The organism is Deltaproteobacteria bacterium (assembly GCA_018668695.1).
GTDB lineage: Bacteria > Myxococcota > XYA12-FULL-58-9 > XYA12-FULL-58-9 > JABJBS01 > JABJBS01.
This window is the reverse complement of sequence record JABJBS010000312.1, coordinates 1-24,614: the sequence shown is the minus strand read 5'-3', so window position 1 is coordinate 24,614 and position 24,614 is coordinate 1. Positions and strand designations below refer to the sequence as shown.

At 50.2% G+C, this 24,614-nt stretch carries 20 protein-coding genes; 8 read left to right on the top strand and 12 right to left on the bottom strand.

Annotation, left to right across the window (positions count from 1 at the left end):
- On the top strand, positions 1 to 1,163 hold a 1,163-nt coding region (locus HOK28_17285; protein ID MBT6434854.1), incomplete at its 5' end, for a hypothetical protein.
- 26 nt (positions 1,164 to 1,189) lie between these two features.
- On the opposite strand, the gene HOK28_17280 is transcribed toward HOK28_17285, so the two are convergent.
- The 3 genes from HOK28_17280 to HOK28_17270 all read right to left on the bottom strand — a co-directional run bounded on the left by HOK28_17280 (position 1,190) and on the right by HOK28_17270 (position 5,435).
- Positions 1,190 to 1,477: a hypothetical protein gene (locus HOK28_17280; protein ID MBT6434853.1), complete on the bottom strand. Its 288-nt coding sequence runs from the start codon at positions 1,475 to 1,477 to the stop codon at positions 1,190 to 1,192.
- Positions 1,478 to 1,614: 137 nt separating this feature from the next.
- The gene (locus tag HOK28_17275) at positions 1,615 to 3,891 is read right to left on the bottom strand and encodes a hypothetical protein (protein MBT6434852.1); all 2,277 of its coding nucleotides are present in this window, start codon (positions 3,889 to 3,891) and stop codon (positions 1,615 to 1,617) included.
- Positions 3,888 to 5,435, bottom strand: a complete 1,548-nt coding sequence (locus HOK28_17270) for a hypothetical protein (GenBank protein MBT6434851.1) — start codon at positions 5,433 to 5,435, stop codon at positions 3,888 to 3,890. The genes HOK28_17275 and HOK28_17270 overlap by 4 nt, the downstream gene beginning before the upstream one ends.
- Before the next feature lie 323 nt (positions 5,436 to 5,758).
- Here HOK28_17270 and HOK28_17265 point away from each other — a divergent pair, with 323 nt between their 5' ends.
- The gene (locus tag HOK28_17265; protein MBT6434850.1) at positions 5,759 to 6,037 is read left to right on the top strand and encodes a hypothetical protein; all 279 of its coding nucleotides are present in this window, start codon (positions 5,759 to 5,761) and stop codon (positions 6,035 to 6,037) included.
- Positions 6,038 to 6,119: 82 nt separating this feature from the next.
- A complete protein-coding gene (locus tag HOK28_17260) occupies positions 6,120 to 7,331 on the top strand; it encodes a hypothetical protein (GenBank protein ID MBT6434849.1) in 1,212 nt (403 codons plus the stop codon).
- A 149-nt stretch (positions 7,332 to 7,480) separates the two neighbouring features.
- On the opposite strand, the gene HOK28_17255 is transcribed toward HOK28_17260, so the two are convergent.
- Positions 7,481 to 8,809: a hypothetical protein gene (locus HOK28_17255; protein ID MBT6434848.1), complete on the bottom strand. Its 1,329-nt coding sequence runs from the start codon at positions 8,807 to 8,809 to the stop codon at positions 7,481 to 7,483.
- A 159-nt stretch (positions 8,810 to 8,968) separates the two neighbouring features.
- Between HOK28_17255 and glgB the strand changes: the two genes are divergently transcribed.
- Complete coding sequence (glgB, locus tag HOK28_17250) at positions 8,969 to 10,864, top strand: 1,4-alpha-glucan branching protein GlgB (GenBank protein MBT6434847.1); 1,896 nt, start codon at positions 8,969 to 8,971, stop codon at positions 10,862 to 10,864.
- The gene (gene malQ / locus HOK28_17245) at positions 10,861 to 13,836 is read left to right on the top strand and encodes a 4-alpha-glucanotransferase (GenBank protein MBT6434846.1); all 2,976 of its coding nucleotides are present in this window, start codon (positions 10,861 to 10,863) and stop codon (positions 13,834 to 13,836) included. The genes glgB and malQ overlap by 4 nt, the downstream gene beginning before the upstream one ends.
- A gap of 5 nt (positions 13,837 to 13,841) precedes the next feature.
- Here malQ and HOK28_17240 read toward each other — a convergent pair whose 3' ends face one another.
- Genes HOK28_17240 through HOK28_17230 form a run of 3 tightly spaced genes read right to left on the bottom strand, consistent with a single transcriptional unit; the run spans position 13,842 to position 16,888 of the window.
- Positions 13,842 to 14,987, bottom strand: a complete 1,146-nt coding sequence (locus HOK28_17240) for a response regulator (GenBank protein MBT6434845.1) — start codon at positions 14,985 to 14,987, stop codon at positions 13,842 to 13,844.
- Positions 14,984 to 15,763, bottom strand: a complete 780-nt coding sequence (locus HOK28_17235; protein ID MBT6434844.1) for a hypothetical protein — start codon at positions 15,761 to 15,763, stop codon at positions 14,984 to 14,986. Before HOK28_17235 ends, HOK28_17240 begins: the two co-directional genes overlap by 4 nt.
- Positions 15,764 to 15,766: 3 nt before the next feature.
- Positions 15,767 to 16,888, bottom strand: a complete 1,122-nt coding sequence (locus HOK28_17230) for an aromatic ring-hydroxylating dioxygenase subunit alpha (GenBank protein MBT6434843.1) — start codon at positions 16,886 to 16,888, stop codon at positions 15,767 to 15,769.
- A gap of 342 nt (positions 16,889 to 17,230) precedes the next feature.
- On the opposite strand from HOK28_17230, the gene HOK28_17225 reads away from it, so the two are divergent.
- Positions 17,231 to 18,349 (top strand): putative sulfate exporter family transporter, encoded by a 1,119-nt coding sequence (locus HOK28_17225; protein ID MBT6434842.1) that lies wholly within the window; start codon positions 17,231 to 17,233, stop codon positions 18,347 to 18,349.
- Here the strand turns inward: HOK28_17225 and HOK28_17220 are convergent.
- Both HOK28_17220 and HOK28_17215 read right to left on the bottom strand, forming a co-directional pair.
- Entirely contained in the window at positions 18,346 to 19,518 is a 1,173-nt protein-coding gene (locus tag HOK28_17220) for a hypothetical protein (GenBank protein MBT6434841.1), read from the bottom strand. The genes HOK28_17225 and HOK28_17220 overlap by 4 nt on opposite strands.
- 195 nt (positions 19,519 to 19,713) lie before the next feature.
- Positions 19,714 to 20,238, bottom strand: coding sequence for a PepSY domain-containing protein (locus HOK28_17215; GenBank protein ID MBT6434840.1), 525 nt, complete (start codon positions 20,236 to 20,238; stop codon positions 19,714 to 19,716).
- A 190-nt stretch (positions 20,239 to 20,428) separates the two neighbouring features.
- Here HOK28_17215 and HOK28_17210 point away from each other — a divergent pair, with 190 nt between their 5' ends.
- On the top strand, positions 20,429 to 21,259 hold the full coding sequence (locus HOK28_17210) for a hypothetical protein (GenBank protein MBT6434839.1): 831 nt from the start codon (positions 20,429 to 20,431) through the stop codon (positions 21,257 to 21,259).
- A 7-nt stretch (positions 21,260 to 21,266) separates the two neighbouring features.
- Here HOK28_17210 and HOK28_17205 read toward each other — a convergent pair whose 3' ends face one another.
- Complete coding sequence (locus tag HOK28_17205) at positions 21,267 to 22,019, bottom strand: sterol desaturase family protein (protein MBT6434838.1); 753 nt, start codon at positions 22,017 to 22,019, stop codon at positions 21,267 to 21,269.
- Positions 22,009 to 23,076: a Rieske 2Fe-2S domain-containing protein gene (locus HOK28_17200; protein MBT6434837.1), complete on the bottom strand. Its 1,068-nt coding sequence runs from the start codon at positions 23,074 to 23,076 to the stop codon at positions 22,009 to 22,011. Before HOK28_17200 ends, HOK28_17205 begins: the two co-directional genes overlap by 11 nt.
- Positions 23,077 to 23,139: 63 nt before the next feature.
- Here HOK28_17200 and HOK28_17195 point away from each other — a divergent pair, with 63 nt between their 5' ends.
- Positions 23,140 to 24,366 carry a hypothetical protein gene (locus HOK28_17195; protein MBT6434836.1) on the top strand — a complete coding sequence of 409 codons (1,227 nt, stop codon included), beginning with the start codon at positions 23,140 to 23,142 and terminating at the stop codon, positions 24,364 to 24,366.
- Between the two features lie 157 nt (positions 24,367 to 24,523).
- On the opposite strand, the gene HOK28_17190 is transcribed toward HOK28_17195, so the two are convergent.
- Positions 24,524 to 24,614, bottom strand: a 91-nt coding sequence (locus HOK28_17190; protein MBT6434835.1) for an RNA-binding protein, incomplete at its 5' end; no start/stop codon positions are given.

The following is a 24,614-nucleotide window of genomic DNA, read 5'->3' as shown; positions in this document are numbered from 1 at the left end:
GCCGCGGAGCTGATGGCACCGACTGCGCAGACCCTAAAGCAACTTACTTCGCCGACGCACTGATTGGAGCCGCAGAGGGTTGTAAGATGCCACACTATTTCACACGAAGAATGCTCAGCAGCCTGCAGTCTCTTTATGAGACGCGAGAGAAAAAAGAGCTGGCCGTTTGCGAGTCAGCCGGGAAATCTGAAGCACCTCATCTTGCAATGTTTTTTGGGGAGCACCACGACCAATGCTCTCTTACTGAAAGCGGCTGTGACGAGGGTATGCACTGCGCATATTTTACTGGCGGTAATCGATGCCTCGAATCACCTCAGGAAGAAGACCTAGATAAGGTTACTCAAGTAGGACAGGCTTGTACCACCTCTCGAGTATGCGTACCGGGTACTGCATGCTTTTCTCAACTTGGTAATCCTCCCGTTTGTACGCGGATCTGCACCGACGACAACAGCTGTGATACCGGCGAAATTTGCTACAAGCAAAGTGAGGGCCCAAGCTTCTGCCAACTCTCGTGTGCACCTGATGCTCCTGGAGACGGCAGCTGCGTCGTTGATGGGAAATCCTTTCTCAAGGTTCATACTTCTCCAGAGACCCTTGAAAAAATTGCTCCGAAAAAGGCGGGAGCCAGTTCAGTTACGACGACTGATTTGAAGGCCGCGCTGGCCAAACTAAAATCTCCGACCTGCGGTAATGGAACCATTGAATACCCTGAGTCGTGTGATTCGGGCGCCAACAACGGAACCAAAGTTTATGGCGGATGGTGTACTAAAGAATGCAAAATTCAGGAATGCGGAGACAGTGTGCTTGATGCTGGGGAGCAGTGCGAATGCGATGTTTCTTGGCATGCTCGATTTCTCATGAATGAGAGATTACAGATGGCCTATCGAAGCCCCATGAATTGTCCAGCAAGATTTTCGATGACAGATGGAACGGAAACAGCGATGGCATTTGGTTGTCACCAATGCAGACTGATCCATCAGAAGAACGGACGAGACGACCGCACAAACAAACACTTCCTGCCAGAAAAAGACTTTGGTGCTGAAATGGCCAAGCCTGGTGGCGGCGTCACACAAGCACCTCCTCCAGAGGAAGTACCTCCACCGCCTGCCGACGGTGTGCCTGCAGGACTAGCTGAGCCAGCGCCGGAATCTGAAAAGAAATAGGCGAGCTGGGTCGCCGTTAGAATGAACTATTTCTGAAGCATCTTAGCGCGGCATTTATCAACATCTTGTAGCGTTTTAGCTTTCAAGACACAGTCTACCCCGCCTGCTGGGCGAAAACTCTGCTCACACTGGTCAATCATCTCTTTACGGTTAGACATGTTGCTCATCGCATTGCGGTCAGCTCTTGGGATTGAAGTATCTTCACTGGCAACCTTGATAATGTGCTCAACAGCTTTTTCGCATTCTGTTCTAGAATCACACCCCGAAAAAACAAACGCCGCCACACCCACTAAAATCACTGCACAGTATTTCATTCATCGACTCCTCTGTTGAAACTCGCAACCCGTCACGGTTCATAAGTTTGATTCGGATTTAGAGATGAGTCAAATGACCGCCGAGACCCTGGGGTAAGAAGTTACCAACTCGTTACGACATTGAAGCCCTCAACAGCTCAATATCCACTTGGAGTATAAAGATCATAAATAAATCCGCTCAAAGGTGTGATCTGAACATCAGTCCCGTCATTGGAGACATAGATATCTGCCACTTCCCAAAACTGCGGACCTGACATTGCCTGAACAGCTTCAAGTTCAAGCTCACCGTCCACGTAGATTCTTACCCGTGCGTTCGTGATTCCGCCGCCGCTATCGAGCCAATAGTGCACACCTACTGTCTGCATCAGCGCAGAGTTCAGCAGCATGTCTTGGTTGATATTCTCAGGGCCGTAGCCAATTACATTATCTACATCCAAGACAGGGTCGTTTGCTGAGATTCCGTCGGGGACGCCCAAGCCGCCGCTTCCCCAATCGGGGTTTGAGCTGCACCAATAAACGTCCGAACTGGTACTGCCACATGAGGGATAAGAGTCATAGAAGGTTCCGCCCGGTGCGCGGTAATGTAAATCTAAATCACTGCTCGTTGTATCCCAGGTAAGCTCCAAGTGAAGAGAAACCTGTGGCTTCACCGTAAGTGTAAGACAATCTGGCTCAGACGGGCAGCTCTCGGAATCTGTAACGGTTAAGCAAATTAGGTAATCACCCGCTACATCTGCAAGCATCGACGGTGAAGAGGTCGTTGCCCCGATCAAAGCCGTACTGCTGCCGTCTGGCTTTTCATCAATGCTCCAACTGTAAGTTAAACTCTGACCGTCTGGATCTGAGGAATCGGTTCCTAAAAGGTAAACCCAGGTGTTGGGGATTACTTCGCTGTTGGCACCTGCAACTGCTGTGGGACTTCCAGTTAAGCATGCATCGCATGTGTTGTTATCAACCGCGATACACGACGCCATCGATTCATCACAAAGCCCATCGTAGCACGTGTCACCGCCGGTGACTGCAGAACAATCAAGTGGTCCTCCTGCCGCGCAGCTACCCGCTACACATTGATCTCCTGAGGTACAGAATACCCCATCATCACAAGCGGTACCGTCTGCAACAGGGTCTCCGATACAAGCCCCCGCTTGCTCATTGCACACCCCCGTTACGCAGCTGCCACCCGAAGCGGAGCAGTCTCGGTTTGAGCCGCCACAAAACCCGGCGGTGCAACTGTCACCTACCGTACAAAAACGTCCATCGTCGCAAACTGTGTTATCAGCAAGCGCCCGAGACTCGCAGCTCTGAGTAGACTCTAAACAAACGCCTTCGTTACAGCTGTCATTTAAAGCGCTGCAATCTCTGTCTTCCCCAGCCGTGCAAACTCCCGCCACGCAAGCATCCGCGACGCTGCAAAAACTTCCGTCGTCACAAACCGTACCGTCTGATGCAGGTTGAGGTTCGCAGAGACCACTTAAGGCATTGCACATTCCGGTGTTGCAAGAGTCGGTGAGCCCGGAACAATCGACTGGGCTGCCCATCCCGCACTCGCCGTGCACGCACATACTTCCAATGCTGCATAAATCGCCATCGTCGCAGCTTCCCCCGTCGGGTAGAGGCTGCGCCACACAGACATCAGCTTCTTCATCGCATGTACCAACCAGGCACTGGTCATTTAAGCCCGAACAATCAGGCGCAAGCGCGGGTGCACAAGCACCTTCCACGCAGCTTTCGCTGCCATTGCAGTAAAGCCCATCGTCGCAATATGAATCACCGGCTTCATCCACGACCTCATCGCAGTCGTTGTCTTTGCCATCACATCCTTCGGGAGCATCGGGATAGATCTCGTCGTCATCGTCTCGGCAATCTCCCTCACACGTTCGAAAGCCATCTCCATCAAGATCAAGCTCCGTGGTTTCGACCACTCCGTCGCAATTATCATCGAGTCCATTACAAAGTTCATCGATCGGTCCAATAGCGCCAACGCACTCACTCCAGACTCCATCCGAACACGTTTCAACGCCGTAATCACACTCACCTATTTTAATGCCACAGGGTCTTGTTTGGCCGTCCACACAATCACTCACCTCTTCGGTGGTCACTTCGGGTGACGTTGAGGGGTCGATACATGCACCTGTTTCTTCAGAACAAATCATGCCATCGGGACAGTCTGTGTCTTCACTGCATCCTGATAAATCATCTGCTCCCGGATCTTCTAAGCACATCCCTTCAATACAGCGCTCACCGAACGGGCAGTCTGAATCTTCAATGCACGGTCCATCATTCTCAATGGGGATAGATCCGTCGGGCTCCGTTGTAATCGGTGTGGATGTACCTTGCGGCGCGCCGGGGCTGCTGCAACTTACGCTCAGTAGACTCATGACCAAAAGAGGGAAAAAAGCTCTGCGGTAAATCATAGTTCACCTCCACTTAAACAATGTGCGAAAGAGGCCGGGTCGCCTGCTTCAAAATATCCTGATGGCCACGATATCGTTCCAACCAAAACCGTGTCGCAGGGCTGGGCCAAAGCAGCATTGTTTTGTCCAAGAAGAGTTTCACCGTCCTCGCCCCAAACGGAGACGGTTACCGGAACTGCGCTCGCGTTGTAAGCCTCGAAATAATGCACATAGATGGCATAGATACCTTGAGGCGGTTCTTCTAAAACGACCGACTCGTCTCCGTAATCAAGGCCCTGCGTATCGTACATCAAGAAAGGATTATCCACCGTACTCGAGGCATCGCCCCATTCGGCTGTACCATTTTGAAAATGACAATCCGTTGGACCAAAGAGTGCGTCCCCGAGAGGAACCATATGAAGATCGATATCCCCCATTCCCAGTGGCCAAGTAGCCTGGATCTCGAGAGCAAACTCTGAGCGAGCATCTAAAACCAGCGTGGCGGTACTGTGTTGACCCAACGAGTCTTCAACCCGAAGTTCAACCTCGTAAGAGCCGCGTTCATCAAGGGTTATGCTACTCAGTGCTGCGCCAGGATGGCTTAATGAAGCAATGGAACCAGTTGGTGAACTCGTCAAAGTCCATTGATAGCTCAGAGCGTCTCCCTCGGGGTCAAAGGAAGCCAGGCCGTCGAGCCAGATTTCGGTACCCATTAAAAATGTGTGGGACTCCTGTTCAACATCGTGAAGGGTCGCTAAAGCCACAGGAGGCTCATTGACCCGCGAGGCTGCTTCAAGATGAACAACAACTTTTGGCTCAGGGAGGTCTTCTTCGTAAAGCCTTAACGTTAGCGTATCGGCGACCTCATCGGCTGGTTGATAGCGAAACGTTAACAGGTAGACACGCTCCGCTGGCATCTCCCCAGAAGATGTGGAGGTCAGGCTGGTCCATTCACCGGCAACGCTCTCGTTAAAATCTAGCTCCACGTGATCCAAATGGAAAGAAGCGGTGCCTTGATTAGCGATGGCGATACTTACATCTCGGCCTTCAGCCCGCCGCACTTCACCAAGAAGCACAGAGAGCTCCGGCTGGCAGAGGTCGTCTTGAATCACCCCATTCTCAACTGGGCAGGCGACAAGCTCCGACTGAACCCCATCGTAGGTAAACTCAATACGTAATTCTGGAGTGAGAGGATCGTTGGACTCGATGAGCATAGAGAAGCTCTGCATGCCTGCAGCGACTTCCAGCTCAAATACCATGGCTCCTGATTCACCGTTCACAAGACTTTGGGGGGATTCCAAAACCTCACCGCTTGTATCCACAAGCGCCACATTTTTCACGTCGAGGTAACCTGCCCCGAGATTGCGTATATAGAGTGTTTGTTCGTGATTTCGCCCAACCGCTAATGCCCCGAGCTCAAAAGAGTCCCCGCATGCAGCACCATCGGCCCCGCGGCAGACCGCAATAGATGGGTTGAGTCTAGTAAGATCTTCAGATGCACAACCGGCAGCAATCACCAGTACAAGCATCCAAGCCATTGAATAAGAAATAGGATGGGCTCCCATTTCACCTCCAGCAGTTTGCAGACATTCCTCCCCCAAGGTTTGACCTCAACGCCGCTGTTTATGTTTGTGGCTCTGAGTCTCGCACCGGCCTCATTGGTTATCAACACCCATAAGTATGCTGATGTATGTTTAATGCACATAAACGAACGTTTTGGGATCTATGGGCAGCAGCCACTACGAATCACCGTTTTTATTGACGATTCCCAAAAATTTTCGGGTTTCTAGGTCTTTTCCATCGCATAAATTCAAGGTAAACAACGCTTATCATGAAGAAATGAGCTCTGTTGTCCAACCAGAGGCTCAACTATTAAGGAGTTTTTAGAATGCTTAAAGCAACAACAATTGCCCTCGCTCTTGGAGCCAGCCTAGCCTTATTTGCATGTGGTGACGACCAAGAAGGATGTACACCAGTATGTGCTGGCGAGCAGATTCAAGTATGCAATGACGATGGTACGCTGGCAGATGCAGCAGACTGCCCAGAAGGCCAAATGTGCAGCGAAGGCCATGACGGCATGGAGTACGTCCACTGCATGGCCGGCGACGACAGCGGTATGGATATGGGTGACGGTTCCATGGACAACATGGACAGTGACGGGGAATAGAAAAGCACTGAAGAGTAGAATCAAGTGAGCAGCAAAATCGGTATCCCTTGATTCTCTTCTACTCTCAGGTTCGAATAGAGTCATGTTAGATGTCTCACTCGATAAGCTCTTCCGCCTACTCACCGCAGGCATTTTTTTTGCGTCGTGCCATCTTAGTGGGTGCAGCGATGACGCAGCCTCGGATACGGATCCAGAACTTAGCCTCGAAGAAAAAATCACCGCCATTGGAAACGCAGGCACCGATAAACTTCGCTATGAAGGCTTGGTAGAACTTGAGCCAGATGTGGAGCAGGACTCTCTTCTATTTGCAGAATGGGAAGAGCTCACTTTATTCATCGACAAATGGACAAATGGTCGCGACAAATATTGGCAGCCTGGCGACCAAGAAATGGCCGCTGAAGGCGGTTATCTGGCAGACTTCTTTGTAGAGAATGCCTGGCCTGGCGACAATGAGTTCCCCGCAGATGTTCGCAAAGCCTCTCCGCTCTATCCTCTCTGGTGTTTTTACCGAGGCCGCATGTTGATTTGGTACGCGGTTGAAATGGGGTTTCTAACGGAGGTCTACTTTGAGGAAGGCGTTGAACTCCTCGAGAAGGCGCGTGTTGCATTTCCGGACAACCCCGTTCTGCCCATGTACCTGGGAGAGCTCGTCGACTGGGCGCTTCCCCTAGACACTCCAAACAACGCCCCTGCGTGGGCGCAGCATCAGCGAGAGCTCTTGGCCAAGCTGGTGAGTATCATTGATTATTGGGTGACCGAACGCCAAGCAGTAGACGGCCAATTTGGCGGCGGCTGGGGAGACGATGTGGAGGTCTGGCGGCGCTGGACACCGGTACTCCTAGCCTTTCAAAATGAAGCCGCCTTTAAGGAAGAGGTGCGCTTTACAGACCGTGTCTACAAGTTTCATGCGGCCTTTGCGAACGCATATCTTGAAGAGCCGGTCCCCAACCTAAACGCTGACCTACTTTACAGCATGCTGACCGGTGATTTTGGTGATGCATCTTATCTCCCGCTCAACGCACTTCGCTGGCAAACAGAACCCACCGATTTCGCAGCTCTCGTAGAATCCCATTCGCCCAGCCACCTCAATGCCCAAGTTTATCATTTTGGGACAAGTGCTCGCGAAATGGGAGTTGAGATGTTTATCTTAGATCCCGCGCAATACGTTTGGCGTTTGGAGTGCGACAATCAAACTCAAATGTCTGGGGCTTTCGATTCCACAGAAACATCCACATTCAGCTTCAGCTTGCCTTCGAAAAAGGTTTGTTACCTTGGTGTTGAACAAGCCCCCTGAGGCCGCCAATCGCCGCGCTCTTTTCTAGTACCCAAAAACTCTTGGCTTAGTGCGTTCTACCGAATCAAAGCAGAAGAGGACATAAAGCTCTCCCCCACCTTGAGGATCTGCGGAGGAGGTTTTGACCCGCTCTCGGGACACCTCTGAAATCAAAGGTCGCTGACCAAAACTGCTCCATCCGCAAAATGAACGACTTCCATGTTGCGAAGGACATCACGTCCCTCGTTTCCATCCACAACAACTTCATCACCGGTTTTTGTAATCGTGTACGTGCTTCTATTCTCACAATAAACAGCCGTATCAGTGCCATCCATCCCGTCGAGAGTATTACTCGCGGTGTTGCCCCGCAGAGTATTGTCTTGGGCATTGGCAAAAATATTACTCGGATTATCGCCAGTTAAGGTCACATGCACGAGGTACTGAGACTTGTGCGTATACGGCGTGGATGCATCGAAAGTCATAGAAAAATCACCGCTGAGTTCTGCGGCTAAATGCACTTCATAGTCGAGCCATTCAGATAAGAAGCTTTCTAACAACGATCCACCTTGTGGGTCACTTTGAACGATCTCATCCCGCGTCTTTGCAATGTAAACTCCCCACATCCCACCATCGGCTTCATCCCATGGGCCCCACAAGCCGTAGTAACTGTCGATGACTGATGCGATGTATTCCTGCGCCAGAGAACCTTCCTCACGAAGTTCAGCTATCCAACCGTTTACCTCAGGATCGGTAGGGATGCCCCAACGGCCATCGCTCAGTGCAGCCTCAGCCTCGGCTAATAAAAGCGATTGATACTCGGGCAAAGCGCCCGGCAGATAGGTTCCAATCCCGGTGTCATGAAGAAGGTGAAAAATTTCTTCGAAAGCGGCGTCACGGTGCTCCCAGTTGTTTTGCATATACCAAGCTGAGCCTTCCACCGGCGTTTCATCTTCATAAAGAGGCTGGGCATCCAGCTCCACATCTGGGCCCTCACCATGCGCGCCCGATGGCATCACGAGGATGGCATTATTTTGGGCCATCCTGTTGGCGACTTCTCTCTTGTCGGCGCCATAAGCCGAGTTCGGCACAGCTTTTAGGTAAAAGCTCAGAAGGCTGTGGGCACGCCGAATACGTTCATCACCGGTTTGCGGCGAACCAAATATTTTTATCAAACCGCCGTTTGGAGCAGCGATTTGTGCATACCGCGTGAACCCGGCTTGAATGTATTGCGTCTCATGGGACGGTGCCTCACCGACCACATTGGCTGAATCACAACTGGGGTGGCGATCACCTTCTGAGGTCCCAGGGTCATTCGTGTCATCGCTTCCTGGGGCAGTGGATGGGCTCTCAGAACTTGAGTTTTCTTGAGCTGGGTCATGCCCGGCCTCCTCCAATGGATCCGTTTCACCACTGCAACCCACTGTAAACATGAGGGTTATTAAAAAGGCATAGGCCAGTGGCACTGCTGCGCCTTGTCGTATGTAGGACGTTCGACTCATCAACTTCTCCAGGCTCTCCCTCTCGGGGTTTACCTTCTAAGACCCGCCGGATACCGATTTGGGAAAAGGAATTCGAGCCAATCCCGACCTCGCCGATTGACAGATCCCCATGGCGGCAGATAGTGACTCACTAAAGAGTTACTAACAAGGCGCAGCAAGATGTCGATTCTCACAAATGAAGATTTATATTACTGGAAAAATGGCCAACATGACCGTCTCTATGAACTATTAGGAGCGCACCCCTGCAGCTCTCAAAGTCCCAAAAGTATGTGCCGAACCTGGGCACCTCACGCCCAAACAGTCAGTGTCGTTGGCGACTTTAACAATTGGGAATCAGGTGCTGACCCTCTTGAGCTTGGCGACGGCGGGCTCTGGGCAGGCTGGGTAGATGGTCTCGCCGATGGAGGCCTTTACAAATTTGCCATCCAAAGCCCAACCGGTGAGATAAACTTCAAGGCAGATCCTTATGCGCGCATGCATGAATCGGCTCCAAACACCGCATCCATTGTACAATCCGACGCTTATGCCTGGGGCGATGATGCTTGGCTTCAAAAGCGAGTAGAACGCGACCATCAAAAAAGCCCAATTAGTATTTACGAAGTCCATCTCGAAAGCTGGATGCGTTGCGGTCCAGGAGGTGAGTCCTACAAGAGCTACAGGGAAGTCGCGCTGCCACTGGCCCTATATGTAAAGGAGCTTGGGTTTACCCACGTTGAATTCTTGCCTCTTTTGGAGCATCCCTTTGGAGGCTCGTGGGGCTACCAAGTGACCGGCTACTTTTCACCCACGTCTCGTTTTGGAACGCCTCAAGAGCTTAAGGCGCTCGTGGATACTCTTCATCAGCATAATATCGGAGTTATTCTCGATTGGGTTCCCGCGCATTTTCCTTTTGACGCTCACGGCCTCGCTCAATTCGATGGTGAAGCTCTTTACGAATACTCTGACCCAAAGCGGGGCTACCATCCAGACTGGAACACTGCCATCTTCGATTACGGCCGACCCGAGGTCCGCTCGTTTTTGATAAGCAGTGCTCATATGTGGATTGACCAATTTCATTTCGACGGCATTCGTGTGGATGCAGTCGCCTCTATGCTTTACCTCGATTACTCCCGAGAAGAGGGTCAGTGGATCCCCAACCAGTTCGGGGGCAACCACAACCTCGAGGCGATCGAGCTCTTAAAAACTTTAAATCAAACCCTTCACAGCCGATTTCCAGGCGTACTCACCATCGCAGAGGAATCTACTGCCTTTGACGGAGTGTCTAGGCCCGTAGAGCAAGGCGGACTTGGCTTCGACTTCAAGTGGGATATGGGATGGATGCACGACACCCTCGCCTATTTCGAAAAAGAACCCATCCACCGCAAACACCATCAGCATAATCTCACCTTCCGTATGGTCTATGCGTATTCTGAATCCTTCATGCTGCCTCTCTCCCATGATGAAGTGGTCCACGGCAAAAAATCGCTGCTTAACAAAATGCAGGGTGACCTCTGGCAGCAATTTGCCAACCTGCGACTTCTCCTCGCCAATATGTTCGCTCAGCCAGGTAAAAAACTCCTATTCATGGGAACTGAGCTGGGAATGCGGCAAGAATGGCAGCACGAGCAACCCCTTCCCTGGCCGTCATCAGACGAGCCGCTCTGCATGGGACTTCGCCGCCTGATCCAGGATCTCAATAAGCTCTATCAGTCCCATCCAGCCCTTTATCAGTGTGACGCTGAGCCCGGTGGGTTCCAGTGGCTTGATTTCAAAGACTGCGAACAAAGTGTCACAAGCTTTATTCGCCTGGCTGATAACGGCTCGAACCCACTCGTTGTTATTTTCAATCACACGCCAGAAGTAAGGCACGACTACCGAATCGGCATACCAGAAGGGGGCAACTGGCAAGAGGCACTGAATACAGATGCCGCTCACTTCGGAGGCAGTGCCCTTACAAACCCGGGCTATCTTGTCCCCGAACCCATCCATTCCCATGGCCACTCTCAGAGCCTCAGCCTGACGCTGCCGCCGCTTGGGGCAATCTTTATGACCTTGAACGATGGAGTCCTCTCATGAAATACGTTTGCATCCACGGACACTTTTACCAGCCAGATAGAACCAACCCCATTACCGGACAAATTGAACCGGAATCATCGGCAGCACCTTATCAGAATTGGAACGACCGCATTTTCTCAGAATGCTACGGGGTGAATGCCTCAACCCCCATCGTTACCGGAACTCAAAATAACTACCGCCACTTGAGCGCAGACTTTGGTCCAACCTTATTGCGATGGATGGAGAAAAGTCGGCCTCGAACCTACGCTGCGATCATCGACAGCCAGCATCCCCAAGGTGCACAAGAACGTGACAACGGTAATATGATGGCTCAAGGCTATCACCATGCAATTCTTCCTTTAGCCAACGCCAACGATATTGAAACCGAAATAACATGGGGTATCCGTGACTTCGAACACCGATTTGGCACCATCCCACACGGGTTCTGGTTACCAGAAACTGCAGCCAACACCGAGGTTCTAGCAGCATTGTTAAGACTGGGTGTTGAGTATGTCGTTCTATCGCCAAATCAGGCAGAGAGTATTCGTACGCCCCAGGGGCAGGAATATTTTGCGTCAGAGCTCTCGCCAACCGAACTCAGCCAGCGCCCCTACCTTGTGGATACGCTTGAAGGGCAGATGACCGTATTCTTCTACCATGGTGGACTCGCTCAGGCTGTGGCCTTCGACGGAGCCTTAGCCAACGGCGAATCTTTCGCCCAAACAATTATCGCTGAGACCCAAACCTGCGAGAACGATAGCCTCCTCCATTTCGCTACCGATGGTGAAAGTTACGGACATCATCATGCTTTTGGCCACCTCGCTTTAGGTCATTTGATTCACTCGCTTGAACAAAGCGATGATGTGGAACTCACCTCGTACACAACCTACCTAAAACAACACCCACCCGAATGGACCGCATCGATTAAAGAAAACTCTTCATGGAGTTGCGCGCACGGCTTGGGCCGGTGGGAAAAATTCTGTGGCTGCCACACAGGTGCAAACGAACATTGGCAACAAGATTGGCGAGCCCAACTTCGTGAAACTCTCAATTGGTTACGCGACGTCATCAATCCGGTGTTTTTGAAGATGGCCAGCAAGCTACTGAAAGACCCCTGGAAAGCGCGCAACGACTACATCAAGATCATTCTGACGCCCGACCAAGAAGTACGACGTGATTTTTTAAAGAACCATCTAAAGAGCCCGGTATGTCACCGAGGTATCGAGGAAACAGTTTTCGGCTTACTCGAAACGCAGCGGCATCTCTTAAATATGTACACAAGCTGTGGATGGTTTTTCGATGATGTCGCCGGGCTTGAGCCATTACAAAACATACGCCACGCATTGGAGGCCGCGCGCTTGGCTTCTGAGTATTTGAAATTAGACCTGGAGACTGACCTTCGATTGAAAATCGATGCAATCAACTCCAACGAACCCGGGCACTACAAGCATGAGATCGCCGCGCTCTTTCAAAAACAAAAAAACAACGTGACCACCCAAAGCACCACTAGAAAAGCCGGTGTCTTATTACACTTGAGTTCGTTGCCGGGTGAATACGGAATAGGTGACCTGGGCGCTGAGGCGCGGCAATTCGTTGACTGGATGGTCACCGCAGGTATTACAGTCTGGCAGTTCCTTCCCCTCGGACCCATCGAAGAAAATGGGGCATGCTACAGCTCCTGGTCTTCACTTTCCGGCAACCCATGGCTGGTTGATTTGCGAGATCTAAAAAACCAAGGCCTCCTAACTGACTCTGAACTCAAGAGTCTTCAGCGCGGGGCACAAGCGCATGTAGACTTTCAAGATATTGGCACCCACAAAGAGCGCATGTTGGAAATTGCGGCTGCGCGGTTCTTAGAGAAACCTGACCACCCCTGGCAAACACACTGGGAAACCTTCAAAAACAAATCACCATGGGCCGAGCGGGCGGGCTTATTTAGATATCTTAAGAAAAAGAACCAAGGTAAGCCATGGTGGCTCTGGCCCATGGCCGATCGTAAACCCACTGAAAAGCACCTCGCCAGCCAAACGCAGGCAGGTCAAAACGAGATCTTGGTCTGGATGGTTTTAGAGTTCTTTTTCGAACGTCAGTACAATTCACTTCGCCAATATTGCGAAGCAAGATCCATCGAGCTTCTCGGTGATGTTGCAATGTACGTTGCCGGCGACAGTGTTGACGTATGGATTCAGCAGGATCTCTTCGAGCTTAACGAGCACGGCGAGGCCGCAAGTGTAGCTGGTGCGCCTCCGGATGCGTTCAACGCCGATGGTCAGCGGTGGGGCAACCCGATTTACAACTGGGAAGCCATGGAGCAACAAGATTACCGTTTCTGGAAAGAGCGTTTTCAAAGAGGCTTCGAACATGCTGACCGGCTTAGGTTTGACCATTTCAGAGGGCTAGCTGCCTACTGGAAGATTCCAGCATCTGCGCCAACGGCAAGTGGCGGCTCTTGGGTTCAAGGACCTGGAAAAAAGCTATTCACTGCCATCACTGAGGACCTCGGTGAGCTACCGCTGATAGTGGAGGATTTAGGCGACATCGATGACGCCGTTTGTGAACTGCGTGACACCCTCGCGTATCCTGGGATGACGGTGCTTCAATTTGGGTTCGATGAACAACAACCCAACGAACATACGCCGTGTAACTACCGTCCCCAAAGTATTGTTTACACCGGCACGCACGATTGCGCGACAACACTTGGCTGGTGGCAGGAGCAGCCAGAAAGTGTTCGAGACCGTGTCCGAAGGTATTGTAGTAGTGATGGCAACGACATTGTGTGGGATATGATAAGAATGGCAATGGCAGCGGTATCTCAAACTGCAATCATTCCGATGCAAGACATCTTAGGTCTGGATGATGAATCGAGAATGAACACACCCGGTACCATTGAAGGAAACTGGTCCTGGCGTCTGGGCCCGAACAGCCTCCAAGAAGCAGACCATCGGCGTTTGAAAAGTATGATTGAGCTCTTTGGACGGGCCAATCGCAGTTAGGTCGATTAGCCGTCTTCTACCTTAGGTTCCTCTTCTACCTTAGCTTCAGCCTCGATCTCTTTATCATCCCCAGAAGAAACAAGGCCTAATTCCTTGAGCACACCCAAAACCTCAGGGCTCACTTCCTCATCAGCTCCAAGACGAAGTCCCAAACCCTCGCAATAAATCTTCAGGGCTTGAATAAGCTTCGACAAACATTCTTGAGGTGGATTCGAGCTAAGCGACAGGATCACTTCAGAATAACAGCCCGCCGCAACCAGTCGGCAGTGCTCCTGCGCAATCACCAGCACGCGGCTCAGGTGGTCTTGATGCTCCTCCGAGTCTTCCGGAAACTCCGCAAAGCTCATAACATTGCCTTCAACTGCTACAAGGCGTTGTCCTTGGCGGCGATGGTCCGATAGCAGGACACGAATATCTCTCTCGTCAAATGGCTTGTAAATGTGGCCATCTAACCCGTAGCGCCGGGCATCATCTTTTGCGTAGGAAGCATCTCTAAGGAATAGCCCAATTACTCGGGCTGATGCACATTGAGACTTCAGCGAAAGTGCAAGCTCAACTGTGTCGACTTGAGGCATTTCCATATCAACCAATACAAAGTCCCATGGCTCTAGATGAATTTGCTCGGCAGCTGCATCTTTCGTCCTCGCGGCACGAAGCATAACGCCGCCGGGGAGGTGCTCCTGTAGGCTTTCCTCCACTTGCTCCATATCGTCCACCAAAAGAACCTGCAGTCCCAGTTCGGCAAGCGCCTTGAGTTCAGTCTTGGTTTCATCAGAATCGTTTGCGTTCAATGTTTCCTTAAGCATCAAGGTTGCTTTTGCAACGAGCTCATGAGGAGGAACCGGCTTCACTATATAGTTGGAAATACCATAGCTCATCAGCTCACCGATGACGCTCGTGCGTACTTCTCCCGTTAACAAAATCACGGGTGTCTCAACACCTTTGTCACGAAGCGCCCGCAACATTTCACCGCCATTCATCTCCGGCATTTCCACATCGAGCATGATGAGGTCGTACGAGCCTTCGGTGGCTTTTTCCAAACCCTCCAGACCATCCGCCGCTTGGTCCACGTCGAAATGTTTGCCTAAAGCTTGGACCGCTATCATCCGGTCTATGCGGTCATCTTCAACAACCAAAATCTTAGCGCTCATGTTTGTGTACCTTCATTCCAGACCGTTGATTTTGGACGCTTGCCTAGCAACTTCCGTGAGGTTCGCAAAGCGAAATTGACGATGAAAGCAGGATTCACACGACCAAGGCAACAAAGCTCGTCGCCGTGGGGATGGCCAGGGTTTGCCCTTGCAAAGAATTGTATATCTTGAAACTGCCGGAGCAAGTCTTCGTCGATGGGCGCGACTGCCTCTTTGAGCTTACCCTGGGGTTTGTCGAATTTCAGGACCCCAAGCTCTCGTTTCCAGGCTTGGCCAAACTTGTCAAACGATAGCGTATCAATCACTGCTTTTTGAAATGCTGGTGTAGGCATCTCAAAACGCGGCCAATGCTCCACGTAATTACGACTTAAGAGTAAATACGTTTTGTAGCCTTTCGAAATCAAAAACCAATAGACTGGGATAAGTGGGTTTTGCACCATGTGCTTAAGGGTATAGCCGGTGAAGGCACGCTGCAAGGCGGTTTGACCCCAGTAACCCTCACGAATAATTGTGTCGCCGGAGTAAATCGCAAGGAACTTTTTGCCCAAGATTTTGCCGGGAATCAATTCAAGAGTGGAAAAGCCTTGGAGTGACTTATCGCCACTGTCCATAAGTAAAATAACATGACTTTTCTTAGATAAATCAGACTCGAATCGCTGCCGCTCTACATCGTCGTAGTATTGGCTAAAGACACCCCACATGTGGTCAAGCTTACTTTGTGGGAGGTTCTTGGCCGACACAATTTTCGCCTGGAGCTTTCCACTGGCTTGGCTCATCAATTAAGCCTCTGCCGCCAAGTTTGAAGGGTCATCACGTTCAAGAAGTGTCACCTCGCTGGGCTCTTCTAACAGGTTCCATTCGCCCCATGTTACCGCTTTTTGTTTTTGAAGGTGTTTCATAAACTGGATAATCGGGCGGTCTGCCTTAATGGGCGTCTTAAAGTTCCACTTCATCGTTTGGAAGACCCGCGTATCTCCTTTTGCAAAATAAGATCCAAGGATATCACTCAACACGAGAGAGAACTTATCGAAGATGAAACCGAAAAACCCTTCGCGTTTATTGGTCACTAAAATCGTTTGCCCCTCGGCACACCCATCTTCATTCGGGCGCAATGCGAAAATGATATGAAAGTGCCAAAAGTCGGGCCCAATGGTAACTGAGCCTGTGCTGCCGTTCCAATACACCATTCGATAAGTAAGTGCTTTCTCATAAAACTTGCTTAGGATCCGATTAAATAGATTGGTCAGTGGAACCTTGTTGGAGTTATCAAACATCTGACAGTTCTCATTATAGGATGATATTTCAAAATGGAGACCATCGGCCAAGGATGCTGCCATGGGATGAACAGAGCGAAAGTGTTGTTCGTCGATGGCGTTGACCATCACGACATTCGGATGACAACCCTTGGTGAAATTATTGCCAAGCATAGCGCGTTCAGGACCATCTTTGAGCTCAGGTATAAACGGTACCGGGTAACGCGGCTGCTCTCCGGCCCATAGCCAAATCATCCCGTACTTCTCTTCGGTGGGCCAAACCTTCACCGAGGCCCGCGGTGGTTTATCCTGCACAGGACATTCAACAAGTTCACCGTTGTCCGCCATCTTCCAATGGTGGAAAAAGCACCGAATGCCTGTCCCATCTACGGAGCCCTCCGCAAGGTGAGCACCCATATGTGGACAATAGGCGTCCATGATTCGCGCCTTCCCATCGTCGCCCCGGTAAACAACCAACTCACGACCGAGCATCTTCAGCGGTTTGACTTTACCTCGGCGAACCTTTTTGGATGGAATCGCCCAGTACCATCCCTCGATTATTTTTTCGAAGTTTCCGAAGACATCGCGTTGACGCAGCTCCGCAAGTCTCTTTTTCTTTTGGCCATGGATCTGGATGGGTTCTGTCATAGCGAGCCTCCAACCCGGAAATGGTAGCACAGGTAGGCCGGTAGAGATCAAAAGGGAAAATCTTTGCATGTAGGCTTAAGTAAGCGGAACGACTCATCGAATCGTGAACAAACATAGAGGCCGAGAACTTGGCAAAAAGCGTAAATGTCTTGGTTCGCACGTCGCGTTATCGACCCTTTCTCCGAATATAATTCGCCTATTCCTAAACTGCCGTAACATAAGTCCTTCAGTCATGTTTTTTCCGAAATTTTCCGTAGAATTCGCTGGAAAAATGCCAAATCATAGAGTTTGGTAGCCGCGATTGTTGTTGGGACCGCAAGATAGAGACGAAGGAAAAGCAAAGTGCGTGGACATCATTCCATCGGTAAGTCACAGGTGCATGTTCAGGGCCAAACCGGCCTCAACGCGCAAGCTCTTGCCGAAGCCGGAAGCCCTCAAGGTCCCATTTTTGTGTCTGAACCTCGCGGCTCCATCAGCGGTGCATTTAAAGTCATTGGAAACCGTTGGAGAAGTTATCTTCCGGGTATTTTTCTCTGCGCACTGGTCGGCCTTGCTGGTCGGACACTCGGGCAAGCCTTGCCGGCTCTAGGCGGTGCTACCAGTGCCATCTTAATCGGACTCATTGTCGGTAACCTTTTCAAACTATCCGAACGTTTTAAGCCTGGTATTCGATTCTGCGAAAAGAAGGTTTTGGAATTGGCGGTGGCGTGTATGGGTTTTAGCCTCAGCCTTCAGCTACTAAGCTCATTGGGTTGGACCGCAGCACTGGTTATTTTAGCAGCTGTATCTACAGCACTCGGGATGGCCGTCATCCTTACGCGTTTTGTTAAAATGCCCAGTTCGACCGTTTTGCTCGTTGGCGTAGGAACCGCAATTTGCGGATCGTCGGCAATCGCAGCCGCTGCCCCACTGCTGGCTAAAGATCGAAAAGACATCGGAATATCAGTCGGTGTCGTAAGCCTATTGGGCATTGTCGGTATTTTCGCGATTCCAATGTGGTCTCAACTCTTAGGTTTTGACGTCGAAGGCGCAGGCCTGATGGTTGGCGGGACATTGCAGGCCGTAGGCCACGTCGTTGCAGCCGGTTTCACCATGGGCGATGAAGTCGGCGGTTTGGCCGTCACCATTAAAATGGGCCGCGTGGCGATGCTCATTCCGTTGGTACTCTATCTAACGATGAACCAAAGCCAGGAAAGTGGCTCGGGCAAGTCTATCAACGTGCCCTGGTACTTGGTGGCCTTTCTTGTCGCCGCGACCATCGTATCGATGGGACTCTTACCCGCCGATGTGGTCGCCCAAATCAAAACAGCTGATAAGCTGATTTTGACAATCGCTATGGCCGCTATTGGACTAAGCATCAATTTTAAAAGCATGCGCAAGCAGGCTTCAAAAGCACTTCTCTATGGAGCGGTCATTTGGGTTGTCCAAATAGCTGTGGTCTCAGCCGTGGTTGCCATCTAGCCTTTTTCGCAACCAATCGTAATTTCAAGACTCCCGAAAATCTCACCACACGACTCTGAACAAATCTTAATGTAACTTGGTGAACTGTGGTCATCATAGTGCCACTTTCCAAGCCCACATTCGTCCTGGCTAAATACGCGCTCTAAATCCACGATAGCACCGTCTTCACTCTCGAAACTGATGGTGACAGATTCATAATCCACAACCAATCCATCCGGTGTTTCGGGTAGCTCAAATGCACATGGCATACGCGTGGAGGCTAGAACGCTTTCCGCCATCGAAGCGAAAATAGGATCCCACTCAGCGCTGCAGATATTGCTGAAAATTCCGCCCGTTTGCTCGCTCAACTCGATGTATTCGTTACCGGCGTTGGCCGCGTTTCCGTAAGGTCCGGAGCATCCACCATCCCAGCAGAAACCGAGAATGCACATTTCCTCGGGCTCGGAGGCAACACTGTGAACCGTAAGATTATCGATAAAGGGCTGATGACCTAATTCTCGTAAGTTGATCAAGAATTGTGATGCGCTCAGGTCTGACTCATCGTCGCTAACCACAACCATATGAACTGCTGCATCGGGTCTTAGAAAATCCGAGTAGTTGTCATAGTGCTCAACGAATTGGCGTAGGGCGTTAAAGCTATCTACATGGGTATCTACGTGGCGATAGCGAGGACCATCTTGGTCAGGGCACGAATCGACGCTTGAAAGCGGCGGCGGAAGACAAACATTGAAAGACTGAGCACTCTCGTGCTCGCCAGCGAGCAAAAGTACACGGTAGTCGATGCCGGTGGTCTCCATGAATTCAACAAAGCCGTCCATGCGTTCTTGGATCAATTCAATTTCATCACTCATACTGCCCGAGGAATCGATGGCCCAAAGGATATCGACCGGTAAGTGGAGGTTGGCTGCCTGAGCTTCAATCTCGGCGCACGGCGGCGGACCGCTGGGTTCATCCGTAGGCGTGGTATCCTCAGGAGCGCTGCCCAGATCGTCAGAGGCTTCATCGCCCTCAGTTTGGCCCGGAACAGATTGGCCTGTGACATCATCGCCTCCGGGCATATTCTCTGGACCGGCCTCTGCGCAGGCGCCCAAGAATACTATAAAAGCTAAGCAAATTAAGGGACTTAGATGTTTTCTGACAATATTTGAAACGTGATTGAACTCTTGCATAATAAAAACCCCAGTGATTGTTCCGATGCGAAATGACATTTGCACCCAAAAAAGTAAAAAGCAACACTTTCTACTTCTTGCATGGTGAAAAGATAATTTTCTGGTGCACAACCACAGTTGAGCTCTCGATTTCAAGATCTTGGGATTCATGAATACGAATATTTTGGGCTGACCAATAGGCCACGGCCTTGGGAATCAAACACTCACCATTCGAGTGGTGGCCAGCTCTCGGGCTCGCCGGCGGCGTAATAGGAAGGGCCAAATCAGGATGCCGGACACGGAAGAAACGGTTAAGAAAAGTCCGACCAAAGCCATGACCCATTCACCACCACGTCCCATGATAGCTCCGGTGTGTAAGTCAAAGATAAAACCTACCAAGCTCCACTCCGACTTGTCTCGGCGCGCCAATAGCTGCCCACTTGGAGAATAAAAGAGTGTGCTAGAGAGTGAGTCTCTGAAACGGATCTGGTGTGGCTTGGACGGCCCGTTCGAAAAACGCACCCACGCAATCTCGGCTCCCATGACATCCTTCGCTCGGTTCATGAGCGAACCTAAATCCTCACTCGGCATTGTGCGGATAGCTTCAGGAACCACAATTGGTTTCTTAGAAAACTCGCCTCGAAAGGTAAGAAATGTGCCCGTGCTACCTGCCAGTATCAAAAAGACAGCAGCACTCACGCCAATATAGGTGTGAACTTTTCTCAATGTCTTCGTTTTCATTTTATCAATTCCACTGCGCGTACCGACTGGTGAGCTAAAAGTTTCAACATCATTTGTAAAGAGGTGCCTACCAAGAGGCGTTCAATATATTCGTTGATCTGATCAATAAGAAACTAGCCGCGATATAGTAAAGACCAGCCAAATGGCGCTAAACTTGTTTACTCTACAATCAAGGGGCCATGGTAAGAGCGTGAGCGATAACCAGGAAAAATACGACGTCGACTTTTCCATTTTAGGACAAACAGGACTGCTCCCTCTCTGGGGTAGGTACTGGTGGCATCAAAATGATGCCTTCAACTTTCAAGATCCGTTCGCGGTTAAAATCGTAGAACAAACCAATTATGACTTTAAACCCATCGACAAACACATTGGCGGGTATGGTATCGCTCTTTGGGGCCACCGGTCTTTTCGCTTGGATGCGATTGCTCGAAAACATTTAGAGAGCCGCCCCCAAGGTATTGTTGTCAACCTAGGCGTAGGCCTCGATGACCCTTATCAACGCATCGACAATGGGCAAGCAACCATCATCGATTGCGACTTTCCCGATACCTTAAACTTCAGGGAAAAATTCTTACCCGAAAGTTCACGGCGCCTCGTTTTCAAAGGGTCTTTCTTTGATATGCAATGGCTCGACGCCATCAAGCAGGCTGGCGAGACGACGGCACAAATCTGTTTAGCTGGCGTCACCATGTATTTAAAAAAAGACCAAATGCAGGAACTCTTAACCACTGTATGCAAGCAATTGCCTGGGGCTAAAATCGCGTTCGACTGCTTGTCACCTCGCGGCATTCGTTTTCTAAATTCGGGGATGCGTCGTTCACCCCTGCCCCAGGAAGAAGTTCACTGGGGACTTGAGGGTGTTCAGCAATTGAGGGAATGGGTCGGCGACGGTCACAACATCCGCATCAGCTCGATGTTTGAAGGTTTGACCAAAAGTGAGTTTAGTTGGAAGACGCGCATGGATATTTTTGGTGCGGAAGCCGTGAAGCTGGCGCAATTCGTCGAAATCACACCGCACTAAAGAGAGTCTATTTTCGGTAGCGCTCTAGAACATTGCGGAACCGTAAAATATCCCAAAACTTCAACTCTAAATCTTCGCGAAAACCAAACCGAAAATCGGTCGGGTAATCTTTGGGGTTGCGGAATGTACCGAACAATATGTCCCAAATTGGTAAATCAGAGTAATTGCCTTCATGTACGCCACGCTTATGATGCAAACGGTGCATCTCTGGTGTTTGAACCAGGTAATCAAGAAACCGTGGCGTTTTCAGATTAGAGTGATAACCAATCCCAACACACGAGAAGATCCCAATAGACCACAAAAACCCTTCATAGTTTCCTCCAAGAATCCCGTAAATAATCAAACCATTCAAACAAGATGAGATGATGCCCTCAGCCGGATGAACGTAATAAGCCGTAAGTGTTTCAACTCTCTTGGGACTGTGGTGCATTTGATGAAATAGGTCCCAGAGCAACATCACTTCATGACGCCACCGGTGCCACCAGTAGAAGAAGAAGCTCCCCAAAAGGAAACACAAGAAACCTTGAAGAGCCGGTGCAGGAGCTGCGAACAAATCCAGGGAAGCATTACGACGAATCCAGCTCATCCAGGTTAGGTCGCCCAACTTTCCAACAGCCATCGTCAGGCCAAAAAGCAAGAGCGCCCGTGGCCACCACCAAGCTGCTGGCTCTTGGTCTACCGCTGGAAATATACGTTCGAGAATAAAAACGGTGAGGGCAAAGAGAGCTACGAAGCTATATACCTGAAGCTCAAGCGCCACGCTTTGTTTCCTTCTTTCGAGACCATTGAGATGGGCTTAAACGATTCACATAACCAATGTAGCGTGTTACCGGACCGTCCATTTTTAAAAGGCTCGTGGGGTTGTAGCGAATGTTATCGTAAATGATGTCATCCTCATCCTTGAGAAAGAAATACATCCGCTTGGTCATCCACAATTTCACTCTCGATTTAATCGCCCCGAAGAAACCCTTTTCTTTTTTCGCCACATAAATGGGCCAAGTGTAAGAGCGCCCGTCTACACCAGGACGATAAGCATAAAACATGTGGAGTTCAGGCCATTTCCAGTCTTTACGTAAAAAATAAACATTGCGTAAAACCGTAAGACTCGCAAAACAGGCATCCGCATATTTCATCGCGTAACTGTAGCGGTCACCGAGCATAAAGCGCATCGCTTTTTCTATGGGGTTACCATTGGGCGTATCCCCCTCGAGAATGAAAGAGATATGGTTGCCATCTTCAGACACATCCAGACTCATCTCAATTTCAAGTTGGTGAACCGTTGCCAAGTGCTGTGGGTCGATCCCATTGATCATACTTATATGATGGTGGCTCTCGGATACATTTGGGGAGCCAATGCTAGCAATGACATCTTCACCTTCGAGTCCTGGAACTTCTAGAAGAGGCCGGTCCGCGCTTGCCTCTGGGTAAACCCAAATAGCACCATATTTTTCACACACGTCGTAGCCGTTTATCTTAGCACGTTTGGGTATGTCATCTTGAACGGGAATTTTAGTGCATTGCCCGGTTCCATCAAATTGCCAGTGATGAAAAAAACAACGTAGGTTATCTCCCATCACGGTACCGATTTTCAGATCCGCCCCCATGTGTGGACAAAAACTATCCAGCACCTTCACCGCACCACTTTCCCCGCGAAAGACCACCAGTTTCTGTTGTCCTACAAAGACCGACTTTACCTGACCTTTCGAAACTTCAGCAGACTTAAAAAGATAATACCAACCCTTAGGAATAACCTCCCAATTATTAAAAACCTTGTGCCGAACTTGCGGCTGAGTTTCTAAATTGTATTCTTCTACCATCCTCTGGAACCTCACCGGCGGATACTTTTCTACAATCATATACTACGTTAAGATTAACTCGTAATGCTATATTCTCGTTACCGCATTGCCAGTGGCTTAAGTTTTTATTTTAGATGCCTGATCTCAATCTTAACCCTGGAATTTCTCCACAAACGCCGTGTGCCTGCGGTTGAGAGAGAATTGCGAGAACTCACCCAAGAAAAAAACCTCATTGCAGTCCCTCAAGCGAGGGTCGGACTTTATCTCTACCTGAAGGAGATTATTGAACCTGGAGATGAAGTTCTCACCAGTGCGTACACCCTTATCGATATGGTCAACATGATTATCTGCGCTGGGGGCAAGCCAGTATTTGTTGATACAGGCGCGCGGCACTACCATATTTGCCTAGAAGACTTAGAACGGAAAATTACACCCGCAACCAAAGTACTGGTACTCCCTCACCTCTATGGGACCTCAGCAGATATCGGCAAGATTGTCTCAATTTGCAAAAATAAAAACATCCTTCTTTTTGAAGATTGCGCTCAGGCGGTGGGCGCCTCAAACGATGGGAGAATGCTGGGAACATTCGGGGATGCGGGTGTCTACAGCTTTGGTGCCTTGAAAAACGTGAATGCACTCTTTGGCGGCGCCTTGGTCATCAAAGACAAAACAGTGTTGAACAACATCCATAAGACCGTTCAACGCTTCCCGCTCATGTCTTTTGGGAAAATTTTTGGCAAGCTTCTGTTTTGTCTTTTTTATGACTTACTAACGCACCCGTGGGTCTACACACCCTTGGCCAGCACCTTCATGAATATGCTCGACAAAAATGGACACGTTGATAAAGACGCCGTTAAGCGCACGAAGATTCCTCCTTCTTACCTCTCGCAAATGACGTCAATGCAAGCGACTCTTGTCCTAGCCGGCCTCAAGACTTGGCAAAATCAAGCTAAGCAATCCAGGCAAATTGCATCACACTACAGCACCGCGATCAGTCTGCAAGGAGAGACATTACATCATCCCGCAGGCCCTTCGGGAGCATTCAATACCTACTTGCAGTTTCCAATTTGGGTAGACCCCTCCAACCGAGAGCTTAAAAAATGGTTGCGCACTCGGCAGGTCGATATCAATGTTGATTTTTTCAGGGACGTTTCAAGTCTTGATTGCTTTGCTGAATACGCTACAGACTGTCCAAACACGAAGCATCTCTTAGAGCACCTCGCGCTTTTACCAACCTACCCGCGGCAAGATTCAGCATACACACGTCGCGTCTCAAAGGCCCTGGAAGACTTCGACTCCGGCTCTCTATAGATAGGTGATGACCCGCCCTCTAGCTCATCAGAGGCCTTAGGGTTCTTAGCCTCCGAATAAAGACCATAAAAAAAGCCCGTCTACTTAAAAAATAAGAGACGAGCTTTTCGAATTTCACTTAAAGCGTGAACAGCTTCAGCTTATTGGCAAACTGATCTTACCAGTTGCCGCCGCCGCCGCCACCGCCGCCGTAACCACCGCCGCCGCCGCCGCCACCGCCGTAGCCACCGCCGCCGCCGCCGCCACGT